Consider the following 26,810-nt stretch of genomic DNA (forward strand, 5'->3'; position numbering starts at 1 on the left):
TGTGACGGGTCTCAAACTCTTAAGATTGTCCTTACGGACGCTAGCGCAACCATTCAGGAAGATCGTTCAGTCCCATCGCCTGGCGGATGAGCTGTGGTTTTACGCCTGGCAGGGTATCAGCCAGTTTCAGACCAATATCACGCAGCAGTTTTTTTGCTGGATTCTCGCCAGCAAACAGTTCACGAAAACCCTGCATACCAGCCAGCATCATCGCTGCACTGTGCTTACGGCTGCGCTCGTAACGGCGTAGATAGAGATACTGACCAATATCTTTGCCCTGACGCTGTAGCCGCTTAAGCTCGTCGATCAGCTCTGCCGCATCCATAAAGCCAAGGTTAACCCCCTGCCCCGCCAGCGGATGGATGGTATGCGCCGCATCCCCCACCAGCGCCAGGCGATGGGCAGCAAACTGCCGTGCGTAGCGTCCCGTCAGCGGAAACGCCTGACGTTCGCTTTCAAGGCTGCACAGCCCCAGACGATTATCAAAAGCGATATTCAGCGCCTGATTGAATTCGTCTTCGCTTGCCTGCTGCATACGTTCAGCTTCCTGCGGCGAGAGCGACCAGACGATAGAACACAGGTGCGGGTCATTGAGCGGCAGAAATGCCAGGATACCCTCACCATGAAACGCCTGACGCGCAACCGCACCGTGGGCTTCCTGCGTACGGATAGTCGCCACCAGCGCATGATGGCGGTAATCCCAGAAGGTGAGCGGAATATCCGCTTTGTTGCGCAGCCAGGAGTTAGCGCCATCGGCGCCGACTACCAGACGAGCCGTCAGCATCGCACCATCTTTCAGGGTCAGAAACGCCTCGTTCTCACCCCAGGCCACCTGCTGTAATTCAGCAGGTGCCAGCAACGTGATATCCGCTGAACGCTGCGCCTTTTGCCACAGCGCGTAATGAATCTCTGCGTTTTCGACAATGTGCCCCAAATGGCTGTAGCCCATACTCTGGTCATCAAACACAATACGGCCAAAGCTGTCTTTGTCCCAGACTTCCATGCCGTGGTAGCAGCAAGCGCGACGGGCTACAATATCGGACCAGACGCCAAGACGGGTAAGCAGTTTTTCACTGGCGGCATTAATAGCCGATACGCGAAGCTGAGGAGGTGCATCCGCCGCCAAAGGCTGCGGAACATGTTGTTCCAACACCGCAACGCGCAACCCGCTGCCCTGCAAGCCGCAGGCAACCGCCAGTCCCACCATGCCGCCACCCACAATTGCTACATCAACACTTTGCACAATCCACTCCTGATGCCTGGCTCAGCAGGCGTAATTGTTGCAGCCAGTTTGGACACGGACAGCGCGGAACAACCGAAGCGTACACGCAGTACGTGAGGATGATTCGCTTTGTTCCCCCTTCGGGCCGCCCTGAAGGGCGTTCAAAACTCTGTCGAGTTTTGTGTGAGCACTGCCCAGGTCCAAAGTGGCAAATAAAATAGCCTGCTGTGACAGGACTATCGCGCAACCCAACCGAGGGTTCGCTCCGCCAGCGCATCGCGCGCAGGGGTAAATAATTCCATCGCCATCAGCCCGACATTTCGTCCAACAACCAGCGGGGTCCAGCGATTGGCAAACAGATACACCAAATTGTTGGTCACGCCAATCGTCGTTTCGCGATCGCGTTCGCGGCGCTGCTGATAGCGTGCCAGCACCGCATAATCACCAACATCTTCCCCGCTGCTCTGCGCCTGGGCCAAGGTTTCAGCCAGGCTCATCACATCACGCAGACCCAGGTTGAAACCTTGTCCGGCAATAGGATGCAGCGTCTGGGCTGCGTTCCCTACCAGCACGGTACGATGGGTAATCGCTTTTTGCGCCGAGGTTAACGAAAGCGGATAGGCGTTGCGTTTACCCGCCTTGATAATACGCCCCAAGCGCCAGCCAAACGCGGTTTGCAGTTCACGACAAAACCGTTCGTCGGACCAGGCCAGAATCTCATCGCGCCGTTCCAGCGGATGACACCACACCAGCGAACAGCGACCGTCAGACATGGGCAACATTGCCAGCGGGCCATATTGCGTGAAACGTTCAAACGCTCGCCCGTCGTGCACAATGGAGGTCGTGACGTTGGCAATCACCGCCAGTTGCTCATAGGGCTGTTGCTGCCAGTCAACGCCGCAAGCGGTAGCCAGTGCGGAGCGCGTACCGTCGGCGGCCACCAACAGGCGACCATCAATCATCTCACCATTTTCCAGCGTTACTTCTACGCGCTCCTGCGTGCGTGACACGCTGGCTACGCGGTCGGGGCAGTGCAGCGTTACACCCGGCGCTTTACGCAGCAGCGCAAACAGACGCAGCCCGACATCGTGCAGCTCTACAACCTGCCCCAGCGCCGGAATACGGTATTCCTGCGCATCCAGCGTTACAAATCCGGCATGGCCGCGATCGCTGACGTGAACGGTTTTGATCGCCGTTGCACAATCGGCAATCGCCTGCCATATGCCAATTCGCGCCAGCTGTTGGCAGGTCCCTGCCGCCAGCGCGATCGCCCGGGCATCAAACCCTGGATGGCGATCAGTGTCGGGTGCGCTCGCTTCTATCAGATGTACCGGCAGAGTTCCATGGCTAAGCTGAGAAATGGCCAACGCCAGCGTCGCGCCAACCATACCACCGCCGACGATAATCACACTCATTGCAGTCGCGCCGCGGCCATTAAGGCTTCAATGTCATCCGCTTTCTTCACTACGCTGGCGGTCAGGTTTTCATTGCCGTCTTCGGTGATGAGGATGTCATCTTCAATACGAATGCCGATACCACGATAAGCAGGCGGTACATCGGCGTCCGGCGCGATATAGAGTCCCGGTTCAACAGTAAGCACCATTCCCGGCTCGAGAATGCGTGAGCGGTCCTGACCATAAACGCCAACGTCATGTACATCCAGACCCAGCCAATGGCTAAGACCATGCATAAAGAATGGGCGATGCGCATTTTCGGTGATCAGTTGGTCGACCTCACCGCGCAGAATGCCAAGCCTTACCAGGCCCGTAATCATGATACGCACCACTTCGCCGGTGACTTCCTGGATGGACGTCCCGGGACGATACAGGCGCAGGCTGGTCTCTAAAGATTCCAGTACGATGTCGTAGATTTCACGCTGGGCAGGAGTAAATTTGCCGTTTACCGGGAAGGTACGCGTAATGTCGCCCGCATAGCCTTTGTATTCACATCCGGCGTCAATCAGCACCAGATCGCCATCGCGCATTACACTTTCATTTTCAGTGTAATGCAGGATACAGCCGTTTTCACCGCTGCCGACAATCGTGTTATAGGATGGGTAACGCGCGCCATGGCGGGTAAATTCGTGGTGAATCTCACCTTCCAGCTGGTATTCAAACATTCCCGGACGGCATTTTTCCATCGCCCGGGTATGCGCCAGCGCGGTGATCTCTCCGGCACGGCGCATGACCGCAATTTCTTCCGCTGATTTGAACAGGCGCATTTCATGCACCATTGGGCGCCAGTCGATAATTGCGGCGGGCGCATGCAGATTTTGTCTGGAGCCTTTACGCAGTTTATCCAGTGCCGTACACACAATCTCGTCTGCCCAGGCATATTCGCCCTGTGCGTGATACACCGCGTCCAGGCCATTGAGTAACAGGTGAAGCTGTTGGTTGATTTCGCTGAAGGCCAGCGCCCGAGCAACGCCGAGTTTTGCCGGTGCGGCATCCTGGCCCAGACGACGACCAAACCAGATCTCCGCCGTCAGATCGCGAACCCGATTGAACAAAACGCTATGATTATGAGTGTCATCGCTTTTAATCAGCACCAGCACGGCTTCAGGTTCGTTAAAACCGGTGAAGTACCAGAAATCACTGCTTTGGCGGTACGGATATTCACTGTCCGCGCTGCGCGTCGCTTCAGGCGCGGCAAAAATCAGCGCGGCGCTGCCGGGCTGCATTTGTGCCAGAAAAGCCTGGCGGCGGCGCTGGAATTCTTGCTGAGATATTTCGCTCATCACACTCTCCTTGGCGTTTTGTTCTTAATGCAGGGTCGGTTTACGGACTTCCGGCGCGGTCGGCTGCTGACGCGTAAACGTGTCATGACACAGCAAGGCGGCTACGCGCACGTATTCGATGATCTCTTCGAGCGACATTTCCAACTCTTCCTGATCTTCGTCTTCGTCATATCCCAACTGAGCGATATTGCGCAAGTCGTCAATCGCTTCCCCGGTTTCGCCTGTCACTTTGTCGAGCTTCGGCTGGGTAACGCCAAGTCCCAGCAAAAAGTGGTTTACCCACCCCGCCAGCGCATCGGCGCGATCAAACACACTGACGTCATCGCCTTCAGGCAGATAAAGCTGAAAAAGGAAGCCATCGTCCTCGAGAGCATCGCTGGTGGCAGAGTGCATTTTCAGCAGTGCCTGAGCCAGCTCGTGACCAAAGGCCAGACCTTCGTTCGTCAGATCGTGCAGCAGCGGCTGCCATGAGCTGTCGTTGTTGCCACCGCAAATCATTCCGCTGATTAAGCCGTGCATTTCGGCCGGGGTTAATCCAGCCCCTTGTTGGTTCAAAAACTGGCTAACGTCGTTGTAGCCAGGCATTTCGTTCTGTATAGACATAAGCATTCGTCATCAAAGGGAGGAATATTCATGGTATGCTACCACTTTGGACCCTGGTGAACCAGAAAAGGGCTTGTATCTTAATACCAGGGTAGCTATAGTGTCGCCCCTTCGCGGACCCCAAGGTCTGGAGACGAAGGCAGCGCAGTCAATCAGCAGGAAGGTGGCATGTCTGCACAACCCGTCGATATCCAAATATTTGGCCGTTCACTGCGAGTGAATTGCCCGCCTGAACAAAGGGATGCGTTGAATCAGGCTGCGGACGATCTTAATCAGCGATTGCAAGATCTGAAAGTTCGCACTAGAGTCACAAATACTGAGCAGTTGGTTTTCATCGCCGCGTTGAACATCAGCTATGAATTAACTCAGGAAAAAGCGAAGACGCGTGAGTACGCGGCGAGCATGGAACAACGTATTCGGATGCTACAACAGACCATCGAACAGGCGTTGCTTGATCAGGGTCGCATAACCGAAAAAACGGGCCAAAACTTTGAATAACACTTTTCGGTTTACTGTGGTAGAGTGACCGTGAAGACAAAATTTCTCTGAGATGTTTGCAAGCGGGCCAGTCCCCTGAGCCGATATTTCATACCACAAGAATGTGGCGCTCCATGGTTGGTGAGCATGCTCGGCCCGTCCGAGAAGCCTTAAAACTGTGACGACACATTCACCTTGAACCAAGGGTTCAAGGGTTACAGCCTGCGGCGGCATCTCGGAGATTCCCTTCTACCTGGCAACAGCCATGACGCTACTATCTGAACTCCCTTTATCACGGCAAGAAATTCGTCAACTGATTCGTCAGCGTCGACGTGCGCTTACCTCTGAGCAGCAACGACAATACGGTCAGCAAGCCGCGACCCGAATGCTCAGTTATCCCCCTGTTGTACTCGCGCATACCGTGGCGGTGTTTCTCTCGTTTGATGGCGAACTCGATACCCAGCCGCTAATAGATCAGCTGTGGCGAGCGGGCAAGCGTGTCTATCTTCCGGTGCTTCATCCCTTCAGCCCCGGTAATTTACTCTTCCTGCACTATCATCCGCACAGCGACCTGGTGACTAATCGCTTAAAAATTCAGGAACCGCGGCTTGATGTACGCGACGTATTGCCGCTATCAAAGCTGGATGTGCTGATTACACCGTTAGTGGCGTTTGATGAATACGGGCAACGCCTGGGCATGGGCGGCGGATTTTATGACCGTACGCTACAAAACTGGCAGCAGCATAAGATCCAACCCGTGGGTTACGCGCATGACTGCCAGTTAGTCGAGAAGTTGCCAGTTGAAGAGTGGGATATCCCGCTGCCTGCGGTGGTGACGCCGTCCAAAATTTGGGCGTGGTAGGAAAACCGGGAACATGCCGGGCAGGCCAGCAGCCTGCCCGTTAAAAGGAAATCAGTACAGCAGACGAGCGCGAATGGTTCCCGGAAGAGCTTTCATCGCCTGCAGCGCTTTCTCCGCCACATCTTCATCCGCTTCAATATCGATAACAACGTAACCTACCTGCGCGGAAGTCTGCAGATACTGCGCGGCAATGTTGACGCCCTGCTCGGCAAAAATCTGGTTCAGTGCCGTCAGTACGCCGGGACGATTTTCGTGAATGTGCATCAGACGACGGCCACCGTGCAGCGGCAGCGATACTTCCGGAAAGTTAACCGCAGACAGCGTAGAACCGTTGTCGGAATACTTGGTCAACTTACCAGCTACTTCCAGACCGATATTTTCCTGTGCTTCTAACGTTGAACCACCAATGTGCGGCGTCAGGATCACGTTGTCGAAATCACACAGCGGCGAAGTGAAAGGATCGCTGTTGGTTGCCGGTTCGGTTGGGAATACGTCGATTGCCGCCCCCGCCAGATGCTTGGTCGCTAGCGCGTCACACAACGCAGGAATATCAACCACCGTCCCGCGCGCGGCGTTAATCAGTAGCGCGCCCGGTTTCATCAGTGAAATCTCATGCGCGCCCATCAAGTTTTTGGTGGATGCATTTTCCGGCACGTGCAAACTCACCACATCGCTCATATTGAGCAGATCGGAAAGATGCTGTACCTGCGTGGCATTACCTAACGGCAGTTTATTTTCAATATCATAGAAGTAAACATGCATCCCCAGCGATTCCGCCAGAATGCCCAACTGAGTGCCAATGTGGCCATAGCCGATGATCCCCAGTTTTTTGCCACGCGCTTCAAAAGAACCGGTAGCCAGTTTATTCCACACGCCGCGATGTGCTTTGGCGTTCGCTTCGGGTACGCCGCGTAGCAGTAGTAGCAGTTCGCCAATCACCAGTTCAGCAACGGAACGCGTGTTAGAGAATGGCGCGTTAAACACTGGGATCCCGCGCTTTGCCGCAGCAGTCAGATCCACCTGGTTGGTGCCGATGCAGAAGCAGCCAATCGCAACCAGTTTCTCTGCAGCGGCAATCACATCTTCAGTCAGATGGGTACGGGATCGCAGGCCAATGAAGTGGGCATCACGGATGGACTCTTTCAGTTGTTCAGTGTCCAGAGCACCTTTGTGAAACTCGATGTTGGTATAACCTGCTGCACGAAGGCTTTCGAGCGCTTTTTGATGCACGCCTTCAACCAGCAGAAATTTAATCTTCTCTTTCTCCAGTGATACCTTTGCCATTTCCCCGACCCTGTCTTTTTTGTTCAAACTAATGTGTTGTGTGTGGGATTTTCATCCTCCTCTTCAACATATCAAAAAATAATATTGCGGCAATATGAACGTTTGCGTCGCCGTGCTGAGGAAATGTCATTCAAAGGGGATTGTCAGAGGAATATACTGGCGATAACTTTTTCTTTGGAGAGATCGGCAGGACAATATTATAAACGTGACACAAGTCACCAAATTTGCCCTGCCAAAATTTTTTTAACCGGAGAAGACGCTCCCGTCAGATCATTTTACGATAGTTTTCACGCCGTCTGGCGTGCCGATCAGCGCAACATCCGCACCACGGTTGGCAAACAGGCCTACGGTTACCACACCTGGAATCGCATTGATGGCGTTTTCCAGCGCGATGGCGTCGAGGATTTCCAGACCGTGCACATCGAGGATTACGTTGCCGTTGTCCGTCACCACGCCCTGACGATATTCAGGACGACCGCCCAGCTTCACCAACTGGCGAGCCACTGCGCTGCGCGCCATTGGGATCACTTCAACCGGAAGTGGGAAGTTACCCAGAATATCGACTTCTTTGGACGCATCCGCAATGCAGATAAATTTCTTCGCCACCGAAGCAATGATTTTTTCACGGGTCAGCGCTGCGCCGCCGCCTTTAATCATCTGCATGTGGCCGTTGATTTCATCCGCGCCGTCGACGTATACGCCAAGGCTGTCCACTTCGTTAAGATCGAACACGTGGATGCCAAGGCTTTTGAGTTTTTCGGTCGAGGCATCCGAACTGGACACCGCGCCTTCAATCTGACCTTTCATTGTGCCCAGCGCATCAATAAAGTGTGCGGCTGTTGAACCTGTACCTACGCCCACAATGGTACCGGGCTGTACATACTGAAGTGCCGCCCATCCTACTGCTTTTTTCAGTTCATCCTGCGTCATGATCGTTTCGCCTGTGGTGTGAATATGGTGGGAAAATTCACGCGCATTATAGAACATTGTGCAGAAAAATGTCCCCACACCCGCTCCCAAGCGGCGGATTTCGTCTTTACCCAACCTAAATTTGTGTCATAGTGCAGAACAAGCAAAAATTTCAGGAGTGCGTCAAAGCAATGAAACGTCCGGACTACAGAACACTACAAGCACTGGATGCGGTTATTCGTGAACGGGGATTTGAGCGCGCGGCGCAAAAGCTGTGCATTACGCAATCCGCAGTTTCACAACGCATAAAACAGCTTGAAAATATGTTCGGACAACCGCTGCTGGTGCGTACCGTACCACCACGCCCTACCGAACAGGGGCAGAAACTGCTGGCGCTTTTGCGTCAGGTTGAACTGCTGGAAGACGAGTGGTTGGGCGATGAACAAACCGGCTCGACGCCGCTGCTGCTCTCGCTGGCGGTGAACGCCGACAGTCTGGCGACCTGGTTACTTCCGGCGTTAGCCCCGGTACTGGCCAATTCACCGATTCGCCTGAACCTGCAAGTTGAGGATGAAACGCGCACCCAGGAACGTCTGCGTCGCGGTGAAGTGGTCGGTGCGGTGAGTATCCAACATCAGGCACTGCCAAGCTGTCTGGTGGATAAACTTGGCGCGCTGGACTACCTGTTTGTTGGCTCCAAACCTTTCGCCGAGCGTTATTTCCCTAACGGCGTCACCCGCTCCGCCCTGCTGAAAGCCCCGGCGGTAGCGTTTGACCATCTTGATGATATGCACCAGGCGTTCTTGCAACAAAACTTCGACCTGCCGCCGGGAAGCGTGCCGTGCCACATCGTTAACTCGTCTGAGGCCTTCGTGCAGTTGGCGCGTCAGGGCACCACCTGCTGCATGATCCCGCACTTACAGATTGAGAAAGAGCTGGAAAGCGGCGAGCTGATCGACTTAACGCCAGGTCTGTTCCAGCGTCGGATGCTGTACTGGCACCGTTTTGCACCGGAAAGCCGCATGATGCGCAACGTTACCGACGCGCTGCTGGAATACGGGCACAAGGTGTTGCGTCAGGATTAAACCGTTTATTGCGCCAGAGTGCCGGATGGCGGCGTAACGCCTTATCCGGCCCACAAGCCTTTACCCTCTATTCATGCTATTCCAGCCACTTCTTTGAAATACATCACAAAATAAAATATTCCACGCGGCAAAAAACGACGCCCTGTTGGCTATTTTTTGCTGGCGACAAGCCAAATGAAAAAGCACACCGTATTCGCAAAGATTCAACTTATTGCGTAATACGGAGCAGAAAATGGCAAACGTGCAGGAGTGGCAAACACTCGCCAACAAAGAACTCAGTCGAAGGGAAAAAACCGTTGAGTCCCTGGAAAAACAGACGGCGGAAGGGATTGCCATCAAGCCGCTGTACACCGAAGCGGACCTCGATAATCTGGAAGTAACAGGCACCCTCCCCGGTCTGCCGCCTTACGTGCGCGGTCCACGCGCCACCATGTATACCGCGCAGCCGTGGACCATTCGCCAATACGCCGGTTTCTCTACCGCCAAAGAATCCAACGCTTTTTACCGCCGCAACCTCGCCGCCGGGCAGAAAGGGCTTTCCGTCGCCTTTGACCTTGCCACCCATCGTGGTTATGACTCAGACAACCCGCGCGTGGCGGGTGACGTCGGCAAAGCGGGTGTGGCGATCGATACCGTCGAGGATATGAAGGTACTGTTCGACCAGATCCCGCTGGATAAGATGTCGGTATCAATGACCATGAACGGCGCTGTGCTGCCGGTGCTGGCGTTTTATATCGTCGCAGCTGAAGAACAAGGTGTAACGCCGGAACAGCTCACCGGGACCATTCAGAACGATATTCTGAAAGAGTACTTGTGCCGCAACACCTATATTTATCCGCCAAAGCCCTCCATGCGCATTATCGCCGACATCATCGCCTGGTGTTCCAGCAATATGCCGCGCTATAACACCATCAGCATCAGCGGTTATCACATGGGCGAAGCCGGGGCAAACTGCGTACAGCAGGTGGCGTTTACACTGGCTGACGGTATTGAATACATCAAGGCCGCACTTTCCGCCGGGCTGAAAATTGATGACTTCGCACCGCGTCTGTCGTTTTTCTTCGGCATCGGCATGGATCTGTTTATGAACGTCGCCATGCTGCGCGCGGCGCGATATTTGTGGAGCGAAGCGGTCAGCAGTTTTGGTGCCACTAACCCGAAATCTCTCGCTCTGCGTACCCACTGCCAGACGTCCGGCTGGAGCCTGACTGAGCAGGACCCCTACAACAACGTGGTGCGAACCACCATTGAAGCGCTCGGCGCCACGCTTGGCGGTACTCAGTCCCTGCATACCAACGCCTTTGATGAAGCGCTCGGTCTGCCCACCGATTTCTCCGCCCGTATTGCGCGTAATACGCAGATCATCATTCAGGAAGAGTCAGAGATCTGCCGCACTGTTGATCCACTGGCCGGATCGTATTACGTCGAATCTCTGACCGACCAAATCGTGAAGCAAGCGCGCACGATCATCAGGCAGATAGATGAGGCTGGCGGCATGGCGAAGGCGATCGAAGCCGGATTGCCTAAACGGATGATCGAAGAAGCCTCCGCACGTGAACAGTCGCTGATCGACCAGGGTAAGCGCGTCATCGTCGGGGTGAATAAGTACAAACTGGATAAAGAAGACGAGACGTCGGTGTTGGAGATCGACAACGTGAAGGTGCGCAACGAGCAAATTGCCTCGCTGCAGCATATCCGCGCTACCCGCGACAATAATGCCGTTAACGCCGCACTGTCCGCGCTAACCCACGCCGCGCAGCATAATGAAAACCTGCTGGCAGCCGCCGTCAACGCCGCCCGCGTTCGCGCCACGCTCGGTGAAATCTCCGACGCGCTGGAAGCCGCCTTTGACCGATATCTGGTTCCCAGCCAGTGCGTCACTGGAGTGATTGCGCAAAGCTACCACCAGTCCGACAAATCCGCCGATGAGTTCGATGCCATTGTTGCGCAAACAGAACAGTTTCTCGCAGAAAATGGCCGCCGCCCGCGCATTCTGATCGCCAAGATGGGGCAAGATGGTCACGATCGCGGCGCGAAAGTGATCGCCAGCGCCTACTCCGATCTCGGCTTCGACGTCGATCTCAGCCCGATGTTCTCCACACCAGAAGAGATCGCCCGCCTGGCGGTAGAAAACGATGTACATGTAGTTGGCGCCTCATCGCTGGCGGCGGGTCATAAAACATTAATCCCGGAACTGGTCACAGCGCTCAAAGGTTGGGGACGCGAGGATATATGCGTCGTCGCCGGAGGGGTAATTCCACCACAGGATTACGCTTTCCTGCACGAGCATGGCGTGGCCGCAATTTATGGCCCCGGCACACCAATGCTCGACAGCGTTCGTGATGTGTTAACCCGAATCAGTCAGCATCATGATTAACGCCGCCACGCTTGAGGATACCGTCCGCCGCTTGCGACTTGGCGAACGGGCTACGCTCGCCCAGGCAATGACGCTGGTCGAAAGTAGTCACCCGCGCCACCAACCGCTGAGTACGCAATTGCTGGATGCGATTATGCCGTTCACCGGTAACGCCCTGCGCTTAGGGATCACCGGCACGCCGGGTGCGGGTAAAAGTACCTTTCTGGAAGCCTTCGGTATGCTATTAATTCGCCGGGGGTTACGCGTGGCGGTGATCGCCGTGGATCCCAGTAGCCCGGTCAGCGGCGGCAGTATTCTCGGTGATAAAACCCGCATGACGGAACTGGCCCGCGCAGAATCTGCGTTTATTCGCCCGGTTCCGTCCAGCGGGCATTTAGGTGGCGCCAGCCAGCGTGCCCGTGAATTAATGCTGCTGTGCGAAGCGGCTGGCTTCGACGTGGTGATTGTGGAAACCGTCGGCGTTGGGCAGTCAGAAACCGAAGTCGCAGGCATGGTGGATTGCTTTATCTCACTGCAAATTGCCGGCGGTGGAGACGATTTGCAGGGCATCAAAAAAGGCCTGATGGAAATGGCGGATCTGATTGTCATCAACAAAGACGACGGTGATAACCGTACCAGCGTTGCCATCGCCCGTCATATGTACGAATCCGCCCTGCATATTCTGCGCCGCAAATATGACGAGTGGCGGCCACAGGTTCTGACCTGTAGCGCCCTGGAAAAACGCGGTATTGAGGAGGTCTGGCAGGCGATAACCGACTTTAAAACATGCATTACCGCCAGCGGTCGACTGGAAAAAGTCCGCCAGCAGCAGGCGGTGGACTGGTTACACCATCAGGCTGAAGAAGAAGCACTGCATCTGCTGTTTGCCCGTACTGATTTTGACCGCTATTTCCAGCAGACGCTACAGGCCGTCAAAAATAACGATCTGTCGCCGCGCACCGGTCTGCGGCATATCAGCGAATTTATCCAGCATCATTACTTTCACTAAAGAGAACATTATGTCTTATCAATACGTCAACGTGGTCATCATCCAGAAAGTCGCGGTTATTGAGTTCAACTACGCCCGCAAGCTCAATGCACTGAGCAAAGTGTTTATTGACGATCTGATGCAGGCGCTGAGCGACCTCAATCGTGCGGAAATTCGCTGCATCATTCTGCGCGCACCGAGCGGGGCTAAGGTGTTCTCTGCCGGACATGATATTCATGAACTCCCCACCGGACGTCGCGATCCGCTGTCTTATGATGATCCGTTGCGTCAGATCACCCGCATGATCCAAAAATATCCGAAGCCGGTGATCTCTATGGTCGAAGGCAGCGTCTGGGGCGGCGCGTTTGAAATGATCATGAGTTCCGATCTGATCATCGCTGCTGAAACCTCCACCTTCTCGATGACTCCGGTCAACCTCGGTGTGCCGTATAACCTGGTAGGCATTCACAACCTGACGCGCGACGCCGGTTTTCACATCGTTAAAGAGCTGATTTTTACCGCTTCGCCCATCACCGCTCAACGCGCCATGGCGGTCGGGATCCTCAACCATGTTGTTCCCGCCGAGGAACTGGAAGATTTCACCCTGCAAATGGCGCACCACATCTCGGAAAAAGCGCCGCTGGCAATCGCCGTCATCAAAGAAGAACTGCGCGTGCTGGGGGAAGCGCACACCATGAACTCAGACGAATTTGAGCGTATTCAGGGCATGCGCCGCGCGGTGTACGACAGCGAGGATTATCAGGAAGGGATGAACGCGTTTATGGAAAAACGTAAACCTAATTTTGTCGGCCATTAATCACGTCCGAGGAAGGAGACGGCCATGAAACGGATGAGCGCAGAACAAGCGGCAGAAATTATCCAGCACGATGATATGGTGGCGTTCAGCGGCTTTACCCCCGCGGGTTCGCCAAAAGCGTTACCCACCGCAATTGCCCAACGCGCCTGTGAGCAACATCAGACCGGGCAGCCTTTTCAGATCCGCCTGCTGACCGGAGCATCAATTGGTGCCGCTGCTGATGATGCCCTGTCTGCGGCGGATGCCGTTTCCTGGCGTGCGCCTTATCAAACATCCTCTGGCCTGCGAGAGAAAATTAACCAGGGCCAGGTGAGGTTTGTCGATCTCCATTTGAGCGAGGTCGCACAGATGGTTAATTACGGCTTTTTTGGCGAGATCGACGTTGCCGTTATTGAAGCCTCCGCTATTGCGCCAGACGGCCGGATTTGGCTTTCCAGCGGTATTGGTAACGCGCCCACGTGGCTTCTGCAGGCCAAAAAGGTGATTATCGAGCTGAATCATTACCATAATCCGCGCGTGGCAGAGTTTGCCGACATCGTAATACCCGGCGCACCGCCGCGGCGTAACAGCGTGCCCATTTTTCATACCATGGATCGCGTGGGTAGCCAGTGCGTGCAGATAGACCCCAGGAAAGTGGTTGCGGTGGTGGATACCGAACTGCCCGATGCCGGAAAAGCGTCAGATAAAACCAATCCGGTCAGCCAACAAATTGCCGATAACGTGGTCACTTTTCTGTTGGCAGAAATGGCGCACAAACGCATTCCAGCTGAGTTTCTGCCCTTACAAAGCGGCGTGGGTAATATCAACAACGCGGTGATGGCGCGACTGGGGGAGAATCCGGATATCCCGCCCTTTATGATGTATTCGGAGGTGTTGCAGGAGTCGGTGGTACATCTGCTGGAAACAGGCAAGATAACCGGCGCCAGCGCTTCCAGTCTGACCATTTCAGCCCCGTCGCTACAGAAGATTTACGACAACATGGACTTCTTCGCCAGCCGAATTGTGCTGCGCCCGCAGGAGATTTCCAATAACCCGGAAATCATTCGTCGACTGGGGGTCATTGCGCTCAACGTTGGCCTGGAGTTTGATATCTACGGCCATGCCAATTCCACGCACGTTGCGGGCGTGAACCTGATGAACGGCATCGGTGGTAGCGGGGATTTCGAGCGCAACGCCTACCTTTCTATCTTTATGGCGCCGTCGATTGCCAAGGGTGGGAAAATCTCAACCATCGTACCGATGTGTAGTCATGTCGACCACAGCGAACATAGCGTTAAGGTGATTGTGACCGAACAAGGGATTGCCGATCTGCGCGGGTTATCTCCGATGCAGCGGGCGCACACGATTATTGATAACTGTGCGCATCCGCTTTACAGAGATTATTTGCACCGCTATCTGGAAAAAGCGCCCGGCGGGCATATCCATCACGATCTCAGCCATGCGTTCGATCTGCATCGCAACCTTCTGGAAACAGGCTCAATGCTCGGTTAGCTTGCCGTACCGTCACGATCTTCAGCAATATGCTGGAGCATGGTGGCGGTATAGCGATGATTTTTCAGCGAATAAAGAAACTCCTGCATGTACATTGGGTTACATGGCGCATCGAAATATTTCAGCGTAGACGGGTTCACCAGGCGCCAGGCGAAATGCGGGATCACCGTCAAAAACTGCCCACGCTCCACCGCGCTAATCTTGGCCATGAAGCTGTACGGACGGTAGATAATCGTCGGGTTGATCCCACAGGGTCGCATGTAAGCATCCAGCATCGCCTCAAAGTTGGCGCGATTCTGGAAGCGCATTTGCAGCCAGGGAAGCTCGCGAAGTAGGTCCTGCGGCTGTTTTTCTTCGTAGCGCCGGGAAACGAGGAACCCCAGACGCAGCGGAGACAGTTCGCTGATCGCCAGATTTTCCAGCTCCTGCACGCGCGGAGAAACATGCTGCGGTGAGATAATAAAATCCAGTTTACGGTCGAACAGGTTATCAATTACCCCATTCTCGCTGAATTCAACGGCCTGGGCCGTCACGCCATCATACTTATCGCCAAGGCTGATCAACTGGTCAAAAATAATCGTCGGGTAGGTATTGTCGATGCCGATGACGATTTCCCGCGAGCGGCGAGAAGCGTTATGGATTTCGTTATCAATGGCAGAAAGGCGCTGATAAACGGGAAACAGCTTCTGATACAGCTCCTGTCCGGCTTTATTCAGGCTGATGTTGTTGTCTTTGCGGGTAAACAGCGTATAGCCGATTTGATCTTCCAGTGCGGCAATGCTTTTACCGAAAGGTGATGCGGTCATATGTATTTTTTCTGCCGCTCTGGCGATGTTATTGGTTTGCGCCAGCAGAATGAAATTACGCATCTTTTTTGAGATAAAAATATCCATAGCATCCCCTTAAAAATCGCTATGGCCTATCCTCATTACGGCGAAAAAAAAGACCGGATGTGAAGTCTCATTTTTACAGTTGCTCACAGAAAAAACCCGGCTGGAAAGCCGGGTCTGGAACGATTACTGAGTTTTAGCAGGCGTTGAGGCTGGCTGCCCCGCCGTCGGCTCAATCTGGAAGACGACATCAACCTGATCGTCAAACTGAATAACCGGCTGTTCGTAAGTTTCCTGAGCAGAGACAGCAGGCGCGGCATCGGCTTTCATCATCCGAACCATTGGGCTCGGCTGATAATTGGAAACGTGGTAGCGTACGCTGTAAACGGGACCCAGTTTGCTGTTAAAGCCCGCAGCCAGCTGTTCAGCCTGGTGAATTGCATCATCAATTGCCGCTTTACGCGCTTTATCTTTGTAAGCATCCGGTTGGGCAACGCCCAGCGATACCGAACGGATCTCATTCAGACCAGCTTTCAGCGCGCCATCGAGCAGAGCGTTGAGCTTGTCCAGTTGGCGCAGTGTGACTTCAACGGTACGCACCGCACGATACCCTTTGAGAATACTTTTACCATTCTGGTAGTCGTAGTCCGGCTGGGTACGCAGGTTGGCCGCGCTAATATCTTTCTTCGCTATCTGGTTCTGTTCAAGGAAGGACAGATATTGCGCCACGCGCTCATCGGCCTGCTTCTTCGCTGAAGCCGCATCCTTGGCGGCAACATTCACTTCAATTGCCAGCGTGGCGATGTCTGGGGTCGCATCCACGCTTGCCGTTCCGGAAGTCACGATGTGCGGTCCATTTGGCAACTCATTTGCCTGTACCGATAGTGCGCTGAATCCGACTAATGCCGCCAGGGCCATTATTTTGAACTTCACGGTCGTTCCTCCATGTTTCATTAATTACCCCGAAACTCAGGGCACATGCAGGCAAGCTTAGCCGATCTCGCCGCGTTGTCCATCAGACAACACTTAGTTGAACAACGCATGAACGTGCGCAACACCTTCTTTTGCCAGTTGAAAAGCGATAAACCACATCACTAATCCTACCAGCGTATTGATGATGCGCTGCGCTTTAGCAGTACGCAGACGCGGAGCCAGCCAGGCCGCCAGCAATGCCAGACCGAAGAACCACAGGAAAGATGCGCTAACGGTACCCAGCGCAAACCAGCGCTTTGGCTCCACGTCCAGTTGCCCCCCCAGACTCCCCAGCACCACAAAAGTATCCAGATAAACGTGTGGGTTGAGCCAGGTCACCGCCAGCATGGTGGCGATGATTTTCCAACGCCCCTGCTTCATTACTTCGGCGCTGGCCAGTTCCAGATTACTGCTCATCGCCGTTTTTAGCGCACCAAAACCATACCAGAGCAGAAACGCCACACCGCCCCAAGTGACCAGCGCCATCAGCCACGGCGACTGCATCAGCAAGGCGCTACCGCCAAAGATCCCCGCACAAATCAGCACTAAATCGCTTATAGCGCAGAGTAAAGCAATCATGATGTGATACTGGCGACGAATCCCTTGGTTCATCACGAAAGCATTTTGCGGACCAAGCGGAAGTATCATGGCCGCACCAAGCGCAAGCCCTTGAAAGTAATACGATAACACGTTAATTATCCCGAACTATTTCTCTTAGGAGCAGACTATAGCGCGAGAAAATCATTAGCGGAAATTGATAATTTTAATCGGAGATTAGGGAAATTAATGGAAAGGAAGTTTTGTCGGCCCGGAAAGCGAAAGCGCCTCCGGGCGCGTAATTACTCTACAGCGCTCTCTTTCACGCGTTTGAAATTCACATCCATCTGCGGATACGGGAAGCTGATACCATTGGCATCGAACTCGCGCTTAATGCGTTCCAGCACGTCCCAGTAGACGCTTTGCAGATCGCTGCTGTTGCTCCAGACGCGTACGACAAAGTTAATTGAGGAAGCCCCCAGCTCATTCAGGCGAACCGTCATTTCACGGTCTTTAAGAATGCGATCTTCCGACTGGATGATATCGGTGAGAATTTTTTTCACCTGATCGATATCGGAGTCGTAAGCCACGCCGATAATAAATTCGTTACGACGAACCGGCTCGCGAGAGAAGTTAATGATGTTCCCGGCAATAATTTTACCATTCGGGATCACTACAATCTTACCGTCAACAGTACGCATGGTGGTGGAGAAAATCTGCACGTTGAGCACGGTTCCCGCTACGCCGCCGAGATCGACATACTCACCCGCACGGAACGGACGGAACATCACCAGCAGCACGCCTGCAGCGAGGTTGGACAGCGAACCTTGCAACGCCAGACCGACGGCTAAACCTGCGGCACCGAGAACGGCGATCACCGAGGCAGTTTGCACCCCAACACGGCCCAAAGCGGCAATCAGCGTGAAAGCGATAATACCGTAACGCACCAGTGCAGAAAGGAAGTCGGCAACGGTGGCATCAATTTTACGCGCCAGCATCAGGCGGTTAACGGTATTTGATACAATGCGTGCCACGATCATACCGATAATGACAATCGCGATAGCCGCAACGATGTTGACGGCATAGCTCAACAGCAGTTCCTGGTTCCGCACCAGCCAGGTGCCCGCACCGTTTATGCTGTCGACAACATTCAAATCTTCCATTTAGTATTCCTTGGTCATGTCAAAAAAGTCATGAGATCGTTCTCACAAAAACACTTTACTAAAGGTAAACAAAAAAGGCCGAACATGCCATTTTTCAACATGATCCAATAAAAGCATTCGTAAACTCAATAATCGGTTGGCCGATCAATCATCCGCAAGAACCCGCAGACCAGTGAATCTTTCTGCTTAAAGATTTCGGCAATTTCACTGACCACCTTTCCACTACCAGCATTCTTCCAGGCGATAGAGAGCGGTGACGGCTGACGTGGATTGATTACTTCACGTGCAACCAATGCCCCAGACTCAACATAAGGACGACACATCCGCTCCGGCAAGAAACCGACCCCGAGGCCGCTTAAATGGCAGGCCAGCTTGGTGCTGAGATCCGGAACTTTGATCTCCTTTTGGCCACTGAGCAGCCAGGCAACGCGGCGCGTAAGCGTGCGCGAGGTATCTTCAATATTAATCGCCGGGTAACGACGCAGCATATCGTCTGACAGTACAGGCGCTGGGTGGCAAGCCAGAGGATGATTCTGCGCCACCACAAACTGCCAGCTGATGTCACCGAGTGGTAACAGAGAAATATTATTGGACAACGACTCCGAACCGGTGACACCAATCGCTAGCTGGAAATCGTCATACAGCAGTGAATCCCAAACGCCCATATACACTTGTCGGGAAATCTGAAAGCGGGTAAAGGGGAACTGTTGATGCAGCCAGGTCAGCAAATCCGCTGTGGTTTGCGGCTGGTACAGCAGGTTATTGATAACAATATTCACCTGCCGTTCAACGCCCGCATTGATTTGCTGAAGTTCATCCGGCATCGCATCCAGCCAGTTGAGCCACTGCCGACAATGCTCTAGCAGATGCTGTCCGGCCAATGTCAGACTGACAGTGCGCGTAGTGCGCATGAAGAGTTGAGTCCCCACCTGCTCTTCCAGCGTTTTGATACGATAGCTAATCGCCGCTGGCGTTTTATGAAGCGAGTTGGCCGCGCGGGAAAAACTCTCCGTCTCTGCAACCCAAATAAAAGTGCGTATTGTTTCCTGATCGAGCATGCATTCTCCTTGGATCGGTCCTCTGTAACCACTGTTGAGCTATTGCTATCCCTAGCAATATATCTGCTCCCGAGGTATGACCAACAGCAAGCAGATGCGCAATTGCAAAATAAGACTCACGCCCCGGTTGTAAACCGCGTATGACCTTCTGCACTGATGTAGAAAACTCTCCCACTCTGGCGCTGTTCAAATAGCTGCAACTTACTGATGTAGTGAGTTTTGCCAGTTGAACCGCCGGAGGTAAAAAAAACTGAAGTTGCTCAGAAAACCCTGCTGCATACAGTACGGCCAGCATGCCAGTTAGCATGTCATCACCGCTAGGCGTCAGCCCAGGTCCACATCCGATCAGCCAGCTCCAGTCGGGGGTCATGCCGCAATACCAACAATCAAGCTGCTTAACAACCTCGGAATAGTGCAGCATAGTATGAAGCGGTTGATTTAGCGCTCCGCAGAGGCCACTGTGGTGAGCGCACAAAGAGAGGTCGACTGGGACAATGGCGATGGAGTTCATTGGAAATTGGAGTATGCGACGCGGGCAAATTTCGATGTTCTGTCCTCGCAGGGTATTTCCTTGTTTGATTAGCCATTCAATCTGCTCCACATGGGGAAACTGCGTGGTACTCAGCAATATGCCTGTCGGCCCCATTCCTTTCCCATGACGGAGCAGCGTCAATAACTCACCGTCAGGACGGCAAAAGTTAATCGCCTGCGTAAAACGGCTATGCCGTCTCCATTCGCCATCGGGAAGTCGATAAAACCCAGCGCAGGCCAGAGCATTAATTATCTTCATAAGCAATACTCCGGGGCGGCTTTGCCGCCCCTTCGCTATCAGGCGGTGATGTGATGCAGTTCGGCCAGCGCTTCAAGCGCTTTTTCAAAACAGAGAAGCGGTGCGCGTACGGTTCCCGCCCCAACCTGACCAATCCCCGCATCTTTATGCGCGATACCGGTATTAATCAGCGGCGTAATTCCTGTCTCTACGACACGACGAACATCCAGCCCCAGACATGCCCCTTTGAAATCCCATGAAGGAATCTGGAACAGCGGGTTGTTGGCAAGATAGATCTCCGCCATCTCTTCTGAGGTTTCCAGCGCCGCGCCCATACCACCCGCGCCGACGAAGCGCGTTACGCCCGGTGCCGCAATCATTGCCGCACCGCCAATCCCCAACGTTTCAGTGATGGCACTGTCGCCGATGTCCGGATTCGCATCAGCCTGGCTATAGCCGGTAAAAAACAATCCCTGAGGCGTATTTACCGGCGCGGTAAACCAGCGATCGCCAGTTCCGCTCACGCGAATGCCGAAATCACGACCGTTGCGCGTCATAGCGGTGACCACCGAGCCTGCCTTAATTTCCGCTGCGGCATCCATCACAGCTTTACTGTAGGCCATCGCCAGGTTGAGGAAGAACTGGTCAGTGACGCTCAGGAATTGCAGCACTTCAATGATTTCCGTCTTCGGACGATCAAGACCAGCGATCACCGGAGAAAGTGTACGCAGTAACAGAGAAGAGGCGGCAATATTACGCTGGTGGAACTCATCGCCCATGGTGATGGCCTGCGCCATCATTGCTGTCAGATCGACGCCGTTTTCCATCTGCGAGAGCGCTTCCTCTAGTACTGGCGCCAGCGTGTCGCGCATCCAGCGCAAGCGCTTTTGCACGTCATCACCGTAGGCGCCAAATCTCATCACTTTGCCAATACCCTCATTGAGGTTGCAGCAGGACTGGTTACCATGCACTACGTCACGCACCACCAGCACCGGCATATTAGCGGAGGTGATTCCCCCCATCGGACCTACCGCACCAACGTGATGGCAGGGGATAAAATCAATCTCACCCTGCTCCAGCATCCGCACGGCATCTTCTTCCGTCACCGCCCAGCCTTCAAACAATGATGCGCCAATGCAGGCTCCGCGCATTGGGCCGGTCATCTCTTCCCAGGCGATCGGCGGGCCAGCGTGCAATAATTTGCGTCCAGAAGACAATTCGGCCACTGCTTCTTTTGCTGGGCGCACAGCAACCCAGTGAGGACGTGCTGCTTTAATTCGTTCGATAATGGCTTCGTTGGCCTGTGCAATAGATGAATACATATCCGTACCTCTGAACTTAATGTAACTGTTTGAGTAAACTGGCAAGACGGGCATTGCCACCGGCAACAGGCGCCCACTGATAATGCACAACCGGCGTACCGCTGCTTTGCAGATCCAGCGCAAAGCTGCGTAATCCGGCGTTAATGACCTGTACGCCGTCAAGGAGTGCGCTATGGGATGCCGGGATACTACGTTCCTGGTGATGTGTCAGGTTGACGGCGAGTAAAACTGCCTCTTCCAGCGTTTCTACCACCGCTATCCCAGCCTCGCGAAGTATCTCCGCCTGCCCACCGCGCCCCTGCGGATCGGCATCGGTTCCGGTCAGAGTGGCAATCACCACCAGCGGGGCGGCACGTTTGGCTCGCACCTGCTCTACCGCCTCAACAACCGCTCCAGCCGGGTCAGCACAGGCGCCATAGCCCAGTACAACATCCAGAAGCAGTACGCCCACATCCGGCAACGCAGCCAGTTTTTCGATCTCAATGCTGCGAGTCGTAGGGTCAATCATCGGATGCGGTCTGCCCAAGGTGTAGCTGTCGTCCCCCAGGTCGACAATGCGATGACCACCGCCTTCAAGCATCACGCCCTGGTCGTGGCTTTCGCTAACGGGTACTCCCAGCCCGGCAGAGAGCAACATAGCGGCTTCAGCTGCCAACGTGCCGCCGGCGTACAGGCCGTAAATACCTTTACCTGCCACTTCAGGTTGAACCTGTCTCTGCTGCGCCACACGCATCAGCAATACCGCCAGTTGTGCAGCATCAGAAAGTGAATTCGCCAGCCAGACGTTACCTTCGCGACGCTGCTCAGGCTTGCTTCCCAGAAACAGCGCGACAACCGGTTTACCCACGTTTTGCATCGCGGCAATAATGCGGGTTCGTACCTGCGGTGACGGTGGTTTAGAGACAAATGCAATCACACGCGTGGCATCATCCGTAGCCAGCATTTCCAGTGCGGTCAATGCGCTGATACCGCCAACATCAGCACTCAGGTCGCGGCCCCCCAGACCGATGGCGTGGCTAACGCCCTGCTGGTGCAGTGCAATCTGCGAAGTAATTTCCTGAATCCCAGTGCCTGAAGCGCCAATCACGCCAATCCCGCCTTCAGGGAGTACGTTGGCGAAAGCTAATGGACTTCCGGCTATCATCGCCGTTCCGCAGTCTGGCCCCATGACGAGAAGCCCGCGCTCGCGCGCCAAGGTTTTCAGCTCAACTTCTTGCTCCAGCGGTACGTTATCGGAAAAGAGCATCACGTTTTTGTTCGCCAACAATCCCTCTTTGGCAACGGACGCGGCATACTCCCCAGCGACCGATATCAGCAACAGATTAGCCTGAGGCAATTTCTGGCACGCACTTTCGAAGCGACGTGCTTTAACCAGTTGATGCGAACTCCCCGACGCATTGGTAATCGCGTTCAGCTCTTTTTCCAGCTGCTCACGGATCAAATCCAATATCCCGAGCTCTTCGCGTTCGGTTCGGACCGCGACACAAATATCGTTTGGCGTGGCGTCAGCAAAGTCGTCGTGCCAGAATCCGGTGGAATCCAGCATCGATTTATTGGCTGGCGTTCCCATCATGACTGAAACCTGATCGACTTCCGGGCGTTCACTGAGTTTTCGGGAAATGATCATCAGGCTGACGGAATCCTGAAAACTTCCCTTTTTAATAAAGGCGTAAATCATTACCGCTACCTCTTTATGTGCGTTTTTCTTTTAAAAACAGCATTGCAACTAAACCGATAGCCAGCAGAGTGGCTGAAACATAAAAGCTGGAAGCCAGGCTTCCGGTCATATCACGTGCCGCGCCGGCAATAATGGGGGCAAGAATAGATGAGCTCATGCCGATGAAATTAAATAAACCAAATGCGGTGCTATAGTTATTTTCATCCACGCTGTCAGCAACCAGAGCAACCAGTACTGGATCAAGCGCCAGTTTACCCACCAGACCATAGACACACAGCGCAATGATTACCCCTGTCATATTCGGCATCCAAATAATTGACAGCATGCTGATAATCGCTATTGGCACCAGGAACATAATTAATGGCTTACGTTTGCCTAATTTGTCAGACAGGCTAGAGAATAACAGCGCGCCAGGAATTGAAATCCAGGCCACCAGCGAAGAGATAAATCCGGTTTCGCTACCAGCGATTCCACGCTCATTTTGCAGATAATAGGGAAGCCAGGTCAGGATAACGAAGAAACCGAACAGGCTACAGAACACCATTATATAAGTGATAATTAAGTTACGATTTTTCAGCAGGTCGCTGAACTTACCTTTTTTCACTGGCGCGCCATCGACGTCAGCGGTGCGTTTTTTCTCTTTCACGAATAGCCAGATTGCCACCCCGACCAACACAGAGGGAACCGCCATCGCATAAAACGGCATACGCCATGAATATCCCTGGTCGTATACCAGCCAGCTTGAGGTCATCAAACCCAGCGCAATACCAAAGGCCATACCACTGTTGATGATCGCACTGCCAAGAGAACGATATTTCTTCGGGATCTGCTCGGAAGAGAGACCGTATTGCGGACCGTAGTAGGTTCCTTCTCCAGCCCCCGTTACCACACGAGCAAATAGCAGTGTATACCAGCTTTTCGCCCAGCCGGTTACCGCGGTGAAAACACCAAATAGAATAAATCCTGGAACCAGTACTTTTTTCTTACCAATTTTATCGCCCAGAATTCCGGCTGGAACCTGAAGCAAAGCATAAGAAAAATAGAATACGGAATTAAGAATACCTAACTGTGTGCCGCTTAAACCAAATTCCTTTTCTAATTCGCCCATCACCGGATTGAGCACCGTACGGTCGGCGTACATAAAAATCCATCCGAGCCAGAACAGGAAAACGGTGACCCACCAGGCCGGTATTCCCTTTTTCTTTGTGGCCTCAGCCACTTCATATGAACCAGACATAAGCAATCTCCCGGTAATAATTACCGCTGAATACCCCATGTTACCTGACACGATACGTGAGGTTTGATGTTTTAACTGCGCCTACCTTATCGGGGTAAAAATGCATTTCATTTGAACAAAGTCACACAAAATCCATTGTTATAAATTCCTGGGAACTGACCATAGTATTATTAAAAAAAGTCTAATAATCATTTTCAAATCAATTTAAATAAAAAGACTGAAATAATAATTAATTATCGAGTTATTTTTGTAGATATTTGACCTGTCGTTCCCATCACATAATAAAGGTAATAAAACGCTATTTTGACCGCGAGATAATTTGCATAATGAGGTCCTCAATGAAAAAGAGAATTGTCATTGCTCTTGGCGGCAATGCGTTATTACAGCGCGGAGAAATTTTGAGCGCAGAAAACCAGCGGCGGAGCATTCAGGTATTTGCTGAGATGGCAGCCGAATTAGCCCGTGACTATCAGTTGGTCATTGTTCATGGTAACGGCCCTCAGGTTGGCCTGCTGGCGCTACAGAATGCAGCATACAAAGAATCCCCGGCCTGGCCGCTGGATATTCTGGTCGCGGAAAGCCAGGGAATGATCGGTTTCGCTATTACTCAGGAACTGGCGTCATCCGCGGGCAACTCTCCCGTCACAACGCTTATGACCCGGGTTGAGGTGGATCCGCAGGATGAAGCCTTCTCAGCTCCCGGTAAGTATATTGGCCCCGTGTATCAACCGGATCAACAGGCTGAGCTGGAAGCACGCTATGGCTGGCAGATGAAAACCGATGGGCAATATATTCGCCGCGTGGTTCCCTCACCAACTCCGCTGAAAATTCTCGATAGCGACGCCATCCGTACGCTGATGGATGCGGGACATACTGTGGTTTGCTGTGGCGGCGGCGGCATTCCGGTTATTGCACAGGGTGATGGTTACCAAGGAACCGAAGCCGTCATTGATAAGGATTTGACTGCTGCCGTTCTGGCACAATCCATCAACGCCGACCATCTGCTGATCCTGACAGACGCCGATGCCGTGTATGAAAACTGGGGAACTCCGCAAGCACGTGCACTACGACATGCTACCGTTGAGGAACTTACGCCATTTGCTGCACCTGATGGTGCGATGGGGCCTAAAGCGGCGGCGGTGATGCAATTTGTCAAACAGACCGGCAACGCGGCATTTATCGGCGCTCTGAAAGATGCTCCGCAGATTCTGGCCGGAGAAAAAGGCACTTGCGTGACACAGTAAACCGCGAAGAACAAAAAGGCTTCCCAGCGGAAGCCTTTTTGTTGTCATCAGCAGACTGAATTACAGAACGTCAACCGCGTTCAGTTCTTTGAAAGCCTGTTCCAGACGGGTGATCATGGTTGCCTGACCAGCACGCAGCCATACGCGCGGATCGTAGTATTTCTTGTTCGGCTGATCTTCGCCTTTCGGGTTGCCCAACTGGCCCTGCAGGTAAGCTTCGTTTGCTTTGTAGTAGTTCAGAACGCCTTCCCAGGTAGCCCATTGGGTATCGGTGTCGATGTTCATTTTCACTACGCCGTAGCTTACGGAGTCTTTAATTTCCTGAGCAGTAGAACCGGAACCGCCGTGGAAGACGAAGTTCAGGCTGTTGTGCGACAGGTTATGTTTCTTAGAAACATAGTCCTGAGAATCGCGCAGGATGGTCGGGGTCAGAACGACGTTACCCGGCTTGTAAACGCCGTGTACGTTACCGAAGGACGCAGCGATGGTGAAACGCGGGCTGATTTTGCTCAGCTCAGTGTACGCGTAATCAACGTCTTCCGGCTGGGTGTACAGTGCAGAAGCGTCCATGTGGCTGTTATCCACACCGTCTTCTTCACCACCGGTGCAACCCAGTTCGATTTCCAGAGTCATGCCCATTTTGGACATGCGTGCCAGATATTTGGAGCAGATTTCGATGTTCTCTTCCAGAGACTCTTCAGACAGGTCGATCATATGAGAAGAGAACAGCGGTTTGCCGGTTGCTGCGAAGTGTTTTTCACCCGCGTCCAGCAGACCGTCGATCCACGGCAGCAGTTTCTTCGCGCAGTGGTCAGTGTGCAGGATAACCGGAACACCGTAGTGCTCAGCCATCTGGTGAACGTGATGCGCGCCAGAGATAGCACCCAGGATTGCAGCACCCTGAGGAATGTCGGACTTCACGCCTTTACCCGCGATGAAAGAAGCACCACCGTTGGAGAATTGTACGATTACCGGCGCTTTAACTTTTGCAGCAGTTTCCAAAACGGCGTTGATGGAGTCGGTACCCACGCAGTTAACAGCTGGCAGAGCAAAGTTGTTTTCTTTAGCTACCTGGAAAACTTTCTGTACGTCATCACCAGTGATTACGCCTGGTTTTACGAAATCAAAAATTTTAGACATTTTACGAGTCCTGTATCTTCGGCCTTGGA

General features: G+C 53.4%; 24 protein-coding genes and 1 other RNA gene. 9 read left to right on the forward strand and 16 right to left on the reverse strand.

The annotated features are described in order from the left end of the window. Positions 1-40: 40 nt before the first annotated feature. The 4 genes from ubiI to OGX99_RS13865 all read right to left on the reverse strand — a co-directional run bounded on the left by ubiI (position 41) and on the right by OGX99_RS13865 (position 4,562). On the reverse strand, positions 41-1,243 hold the full coding sequence (gene ubiI / locus OGX99_RS13850) for an FAD-dependent 2-octaprenylphenol hydroxylase (protein WP_187253174.1): 1,203 nt from the start codon (positions 1,241-1,243) through the stop codon (positions 41-43). A 215-nt stretch (positions 1,244-1,458) separates the two neighbouring features. Beyond that, entirely contained in the window at positions 1,459-2,637 is a 1,179-nt protein-coding gene (gene ubiH, locus OGX99_RS13855) for a 2-octaprenyl-6-methoxyphenyl hydroxylase (protein WP_286543903.1), read from the reverse strand. After that, a complete protein-coding gene (gene pepP / locus OGX99_RS13860) occupies positions 2,634-3,959 on the reverse strand; it encodes a Xaa-Pro aminopeptidase (protein ID WP_151218324.1) in 1,326 nt (441 codons plus the stop codon). Before pepP ends, ubiH begins: the two co-directional genes overlap by 4 nt. Positions 3,960-3,983: 24 nt before the next feature. Next, positions 3,984-4,562 carry a YecA/YgfB family protein gene (locus tag OGX99_RS13865; RefSeq protein WP_086523442.1) on the reverse strand — a complete coding sequence of 193 codons (579 nt, stop codon included), beginning with the start codon at positions 4,560-4,562 and terminating at the stop codon, positions 3,984-3,986. 168 nt (positions 4,563-4,730) lie between these two features. Here OGX99_RS13865 and zapA point away from each other — a divergent pair, with 168 nt between their 5' ends. From zapA to OGX99_RS13880, 3 genes are all read left to right on the forward strand, one after another. Further along, positions 4,731-5,060, forward strand: coding sequence for a cell division protein ZapA (gene zapA, locus OGX99_RS13870; protein WP_003026980.1), 330 nt, complete (start codon positions 4,731-4,733; stop codon positions 5,058-5,060). 41 nt (positions 5,061-5,101) lie between these two features. Further along, positions 5,102-5,285: non-coding RNA, 6S RNA (ssrS, locus tag OGX99_RS13875), on the forward strand. A gap of 19 nt (positions 5,286-5,304) precedes the next feature. Continuing rightward, on the forward strand, positions 5,305-5,901 hold the full coding sequence (locus OGX99_RS13880; RefSeq protein WP_151218325.1) for a 5-formyltetrahydrofolate cyclo-ligase: 597 nt from the start codon (positions 5,305-5,307) through the stop codon (positions 5,899-5,901). A gap of 51 nt (positions 5,902-5,952) precedes the next feature. Here the strand turns inward: OGX99_RS13880 and serA are convergent, their stop codons facing one another. Next, entirely contained in the window at positions 5,953-7,185 is a 1,233-nt protein-coding gene (serA, locus tag OGX99_RS13885) for a phosphoglycerate dehydrogenase (RefSeq protein WP_151218326.1), read from the reverse strand. A gap of 270 nt (positions 7,186-7,455) precedes the next feature. Next, positions 7,456-8,115, reverse strand: coding sequence for a ribose-5-phosphate isomerase RpiA (rpiA, locus tag OGX99_RS13890; protein WP_016154364.1), 660 nt, complete (start codon positions 8,113-8,115; stop codon positions 7,456-7,458). A 170-nt stretch (positions 8,116-8,285) separates the two neighbouring features. Here rpiA and argP point away from each other — a divergent pair, with 170 nt between their 5' ends. The 5 genes from argP to scpC all read left to right on the forward strand — a co-directional run bounded on the left by argP (position 8,286) and on the right by scpC (position 14,831). After that, positions 8,286-9,179, forward strand: a complete 894-nt coding sequence (gene argP, locus OGX99_RS13895; RefSeq protein WP_003026988.1) for a DNA-binding transcriptional regulator ArgP — start codon at positions 8,286-8,288, stop codon at positions 9,177-9,179. Positions 9,180-9,411: 232 nt separating this feature from the next. After that, the gene (gene scpA, locus OGX99_RS13900) at positions 9,412-11,556 is read left to right on the forward strand and encodes a methylmalonyl-CoA mutase (RefSeq protein ID WP_151218327.1); all 2,145 of its coding nucleotides are present in this window, start codon (positions 9,412-9,414) and stop codon (positions 11,554-11,556) included. Next, positions 11,549-12,544, forward strand: a complete 996-nt coding sequence (gene meaB / locus OGX99_RS13905; RefSeq protein WP_151218328.1) for a methylmalonyl Co-A mutase-associated GTPase MeaB — start codon at positions 11,549-11,551, stop codon at positions 12,542-12,544. The genes scpA and meaB overlap by 8 nt, the downstream gene beginning before the upstream one ends. Before the next feature lie 10 nt (positions 12,545-12,554). Beyond that, positions 12,555-13,340, forward strand: a complete 786-nt coding sequence (gene scpB, locus OGX99_RS13910) for a methylmalonyl-CoA decarboxylase (RefSeq protein WP_005123332.1) — start codon at positions 12,555-12,557, stop codon at positions 13,338-13,340. A gap of 24 nt (positions 13,341-13,364) precedes the next feature. Further along, entirely contained in the window at positions 13,365-14,831 is a 1,467-nt protein-coding gene (gene scpC / locus OGX99_RS13915) for a succinyl-CoA:acetate CoA-transferase ScpC (protein WP_187253176.1), read from the forward strand. Here scpC and srsR read toward each other — a convergent pair. The 9 genes from srsR to OGX99_RS13960 all read right to left on the reverse strand — a co-directional run bounded on the left by srsR (position 14,828) and on the right by OGX99_RS13960 (position 24,397). Further along, on the reverse strand, positions 14,828-15,724 hold the full coding sequence (srsR, locus tag OGX99_RS13920; RefSeq protein WP_252838619.1) for a LysR family transcriptional regulator SrsR: 897 nt from the start codon (positions 15,722-15,724) through the stop codon (positions 14,828-14,830). The genes scpC and srsR overlap by 4 nt on opposite strands. Positions 15,725-15,847: 123 nt before the next feature. Further along, complete coding sequence (locus OGX99_RS13925) at positions 15,848-16,594, reverse strand: oxidative stress defense protein (protein ID WP_151218330.1); 747 nt, start codon at positions 16,592-16,594, stop codon at positions 15,848-15,850. A gap of 93 nt (positions 16,595-16,687) precedes the next feature. Next, positions 16,688-17,323: an arginine exporter ArgO gene (gene argO / locus OGX99_RS13930; RefSeq protein ID WP_003027005.1), complete on the reverse strand. Its 636-nt coding sequence runs from the start codon at positions 17,321-17,323 to the stop codon at positions 16,688-16,690. A gap of 149 nt (positions 17,324-17,472) precedes the next feature. After that, on the reverse strand, positions 17,473-18,333 hold the full coding sequence (locus OGX99_RS13935; protein WP_151218331.1) for a small-conductance mechanosensitive channel MscS: 861 nt from the start codon (positions 18,331-18,333) through the stop codon (positions 17,473-17,475). 125 nt (positions 18,334-18,458) lie between these two features. Beyond that, complete coding sequence (gene allS, locus OGX99_RS13940) at positions 18,459-19,391, reverse strand: HTH-type transcriptional activator AllS (protein ID WP_151218332.1); 933 nt, start codon at positions 19,389-19,391, stop codon at positions 18,459-18,461. After that, on the reverse strand, positions 19,309-20,181 hold the full coding sequence (locus OGX99_RS13945; protein ID WP_187258976.1) for an oxamate carbamoyltransferase subunit AllH family protein: 873 nt from the start codon (positions 20,179-20,181) through the stop codon (positions 19,309-19,311). Before OGX99_RS13945 ends, allS begins: the two co-directional genes overlap by 83 nt. A 38-nt stretch (positions 20,182-20,219) precedes the next feature. Then, on the reverse strand, positions 20,220-21,482 hold the full coding sequence (locus tag OGX99_RS13950) for a YlbE family protein (protein ID WP_151218333.1): 1,263 nt from the start codon (positions 21,480-21,482) through the stop codon (positions 20,220-20,222). A gap of 16 nt (positions 21,483-21,498) precedes the next feature. Next, complete coding sequence (locus OGX99_RS13955) at positions 21,499-23,160, reverse strand: acyl-CoA synthetase FdrA (protein ID WP_187258977.1); 1,662 nt, start codon at positions 23,158-23,160, stop codon at positions 21,499-21,501. A gap of 13 nt (positions 23,161-23,173) precedes the next feature. Next, a complete protein-coding gene (locus OGX99_RS13960; RefSeq protein ID WP_151218335.1) occupies positions 23,174-24,397 on the reverse strand; it encodes an MFS transporter in 1,224 nt (407 codons plus the stop codon). A gap of 338 nt (positions 24,398-24,735) precedes the next feature. Between OGX99_RS13960 and OGX99_RS13965 the strand changes: the two genes are divergently transcribed. Then, positions 24,736-25,641 (forward strand): carbamate kinase, encoded by a 906-nt coding sequence (locus OGX99_RS13965; RefSeq protein WP_151218336.1) that lies wholly within the window; start codon positions 24,736-24,738, stop codon positions 25,639-25,641. 60 nt (positions 25,642-25,701) lie between these two features. Here the strand turns inward: OGX99_RS13965 and fbaA are convergent, their stop codons facing one another. Further along, the gene (gene fbaA / locus OGX99_RS13970; protein WP_286543911.1) at positions 25,702-26,781 is read right to left on the reverse strand and encodes a class II fructose-bisphosphate aldolase; all 1,080 of its coding nucleotides are present in this window, start codon (positions 26,779-26,781) and stop codon (positions 25,702-25,704) included. Positions 26,782-26,810: the final 29 nt, after the last annotated feature.

Origin of the sequence: Citrobacter sp. Cu096, from assembly GCF_030332285.1 — a bacterium.
Taxonomy (GTDB): Bacteria; Pseudomonadota; Gammaproteobacteria; order Enterobacterales; family Enterobacteriaceae; genus Citrobacter; species Citrobacter meridianamericanus.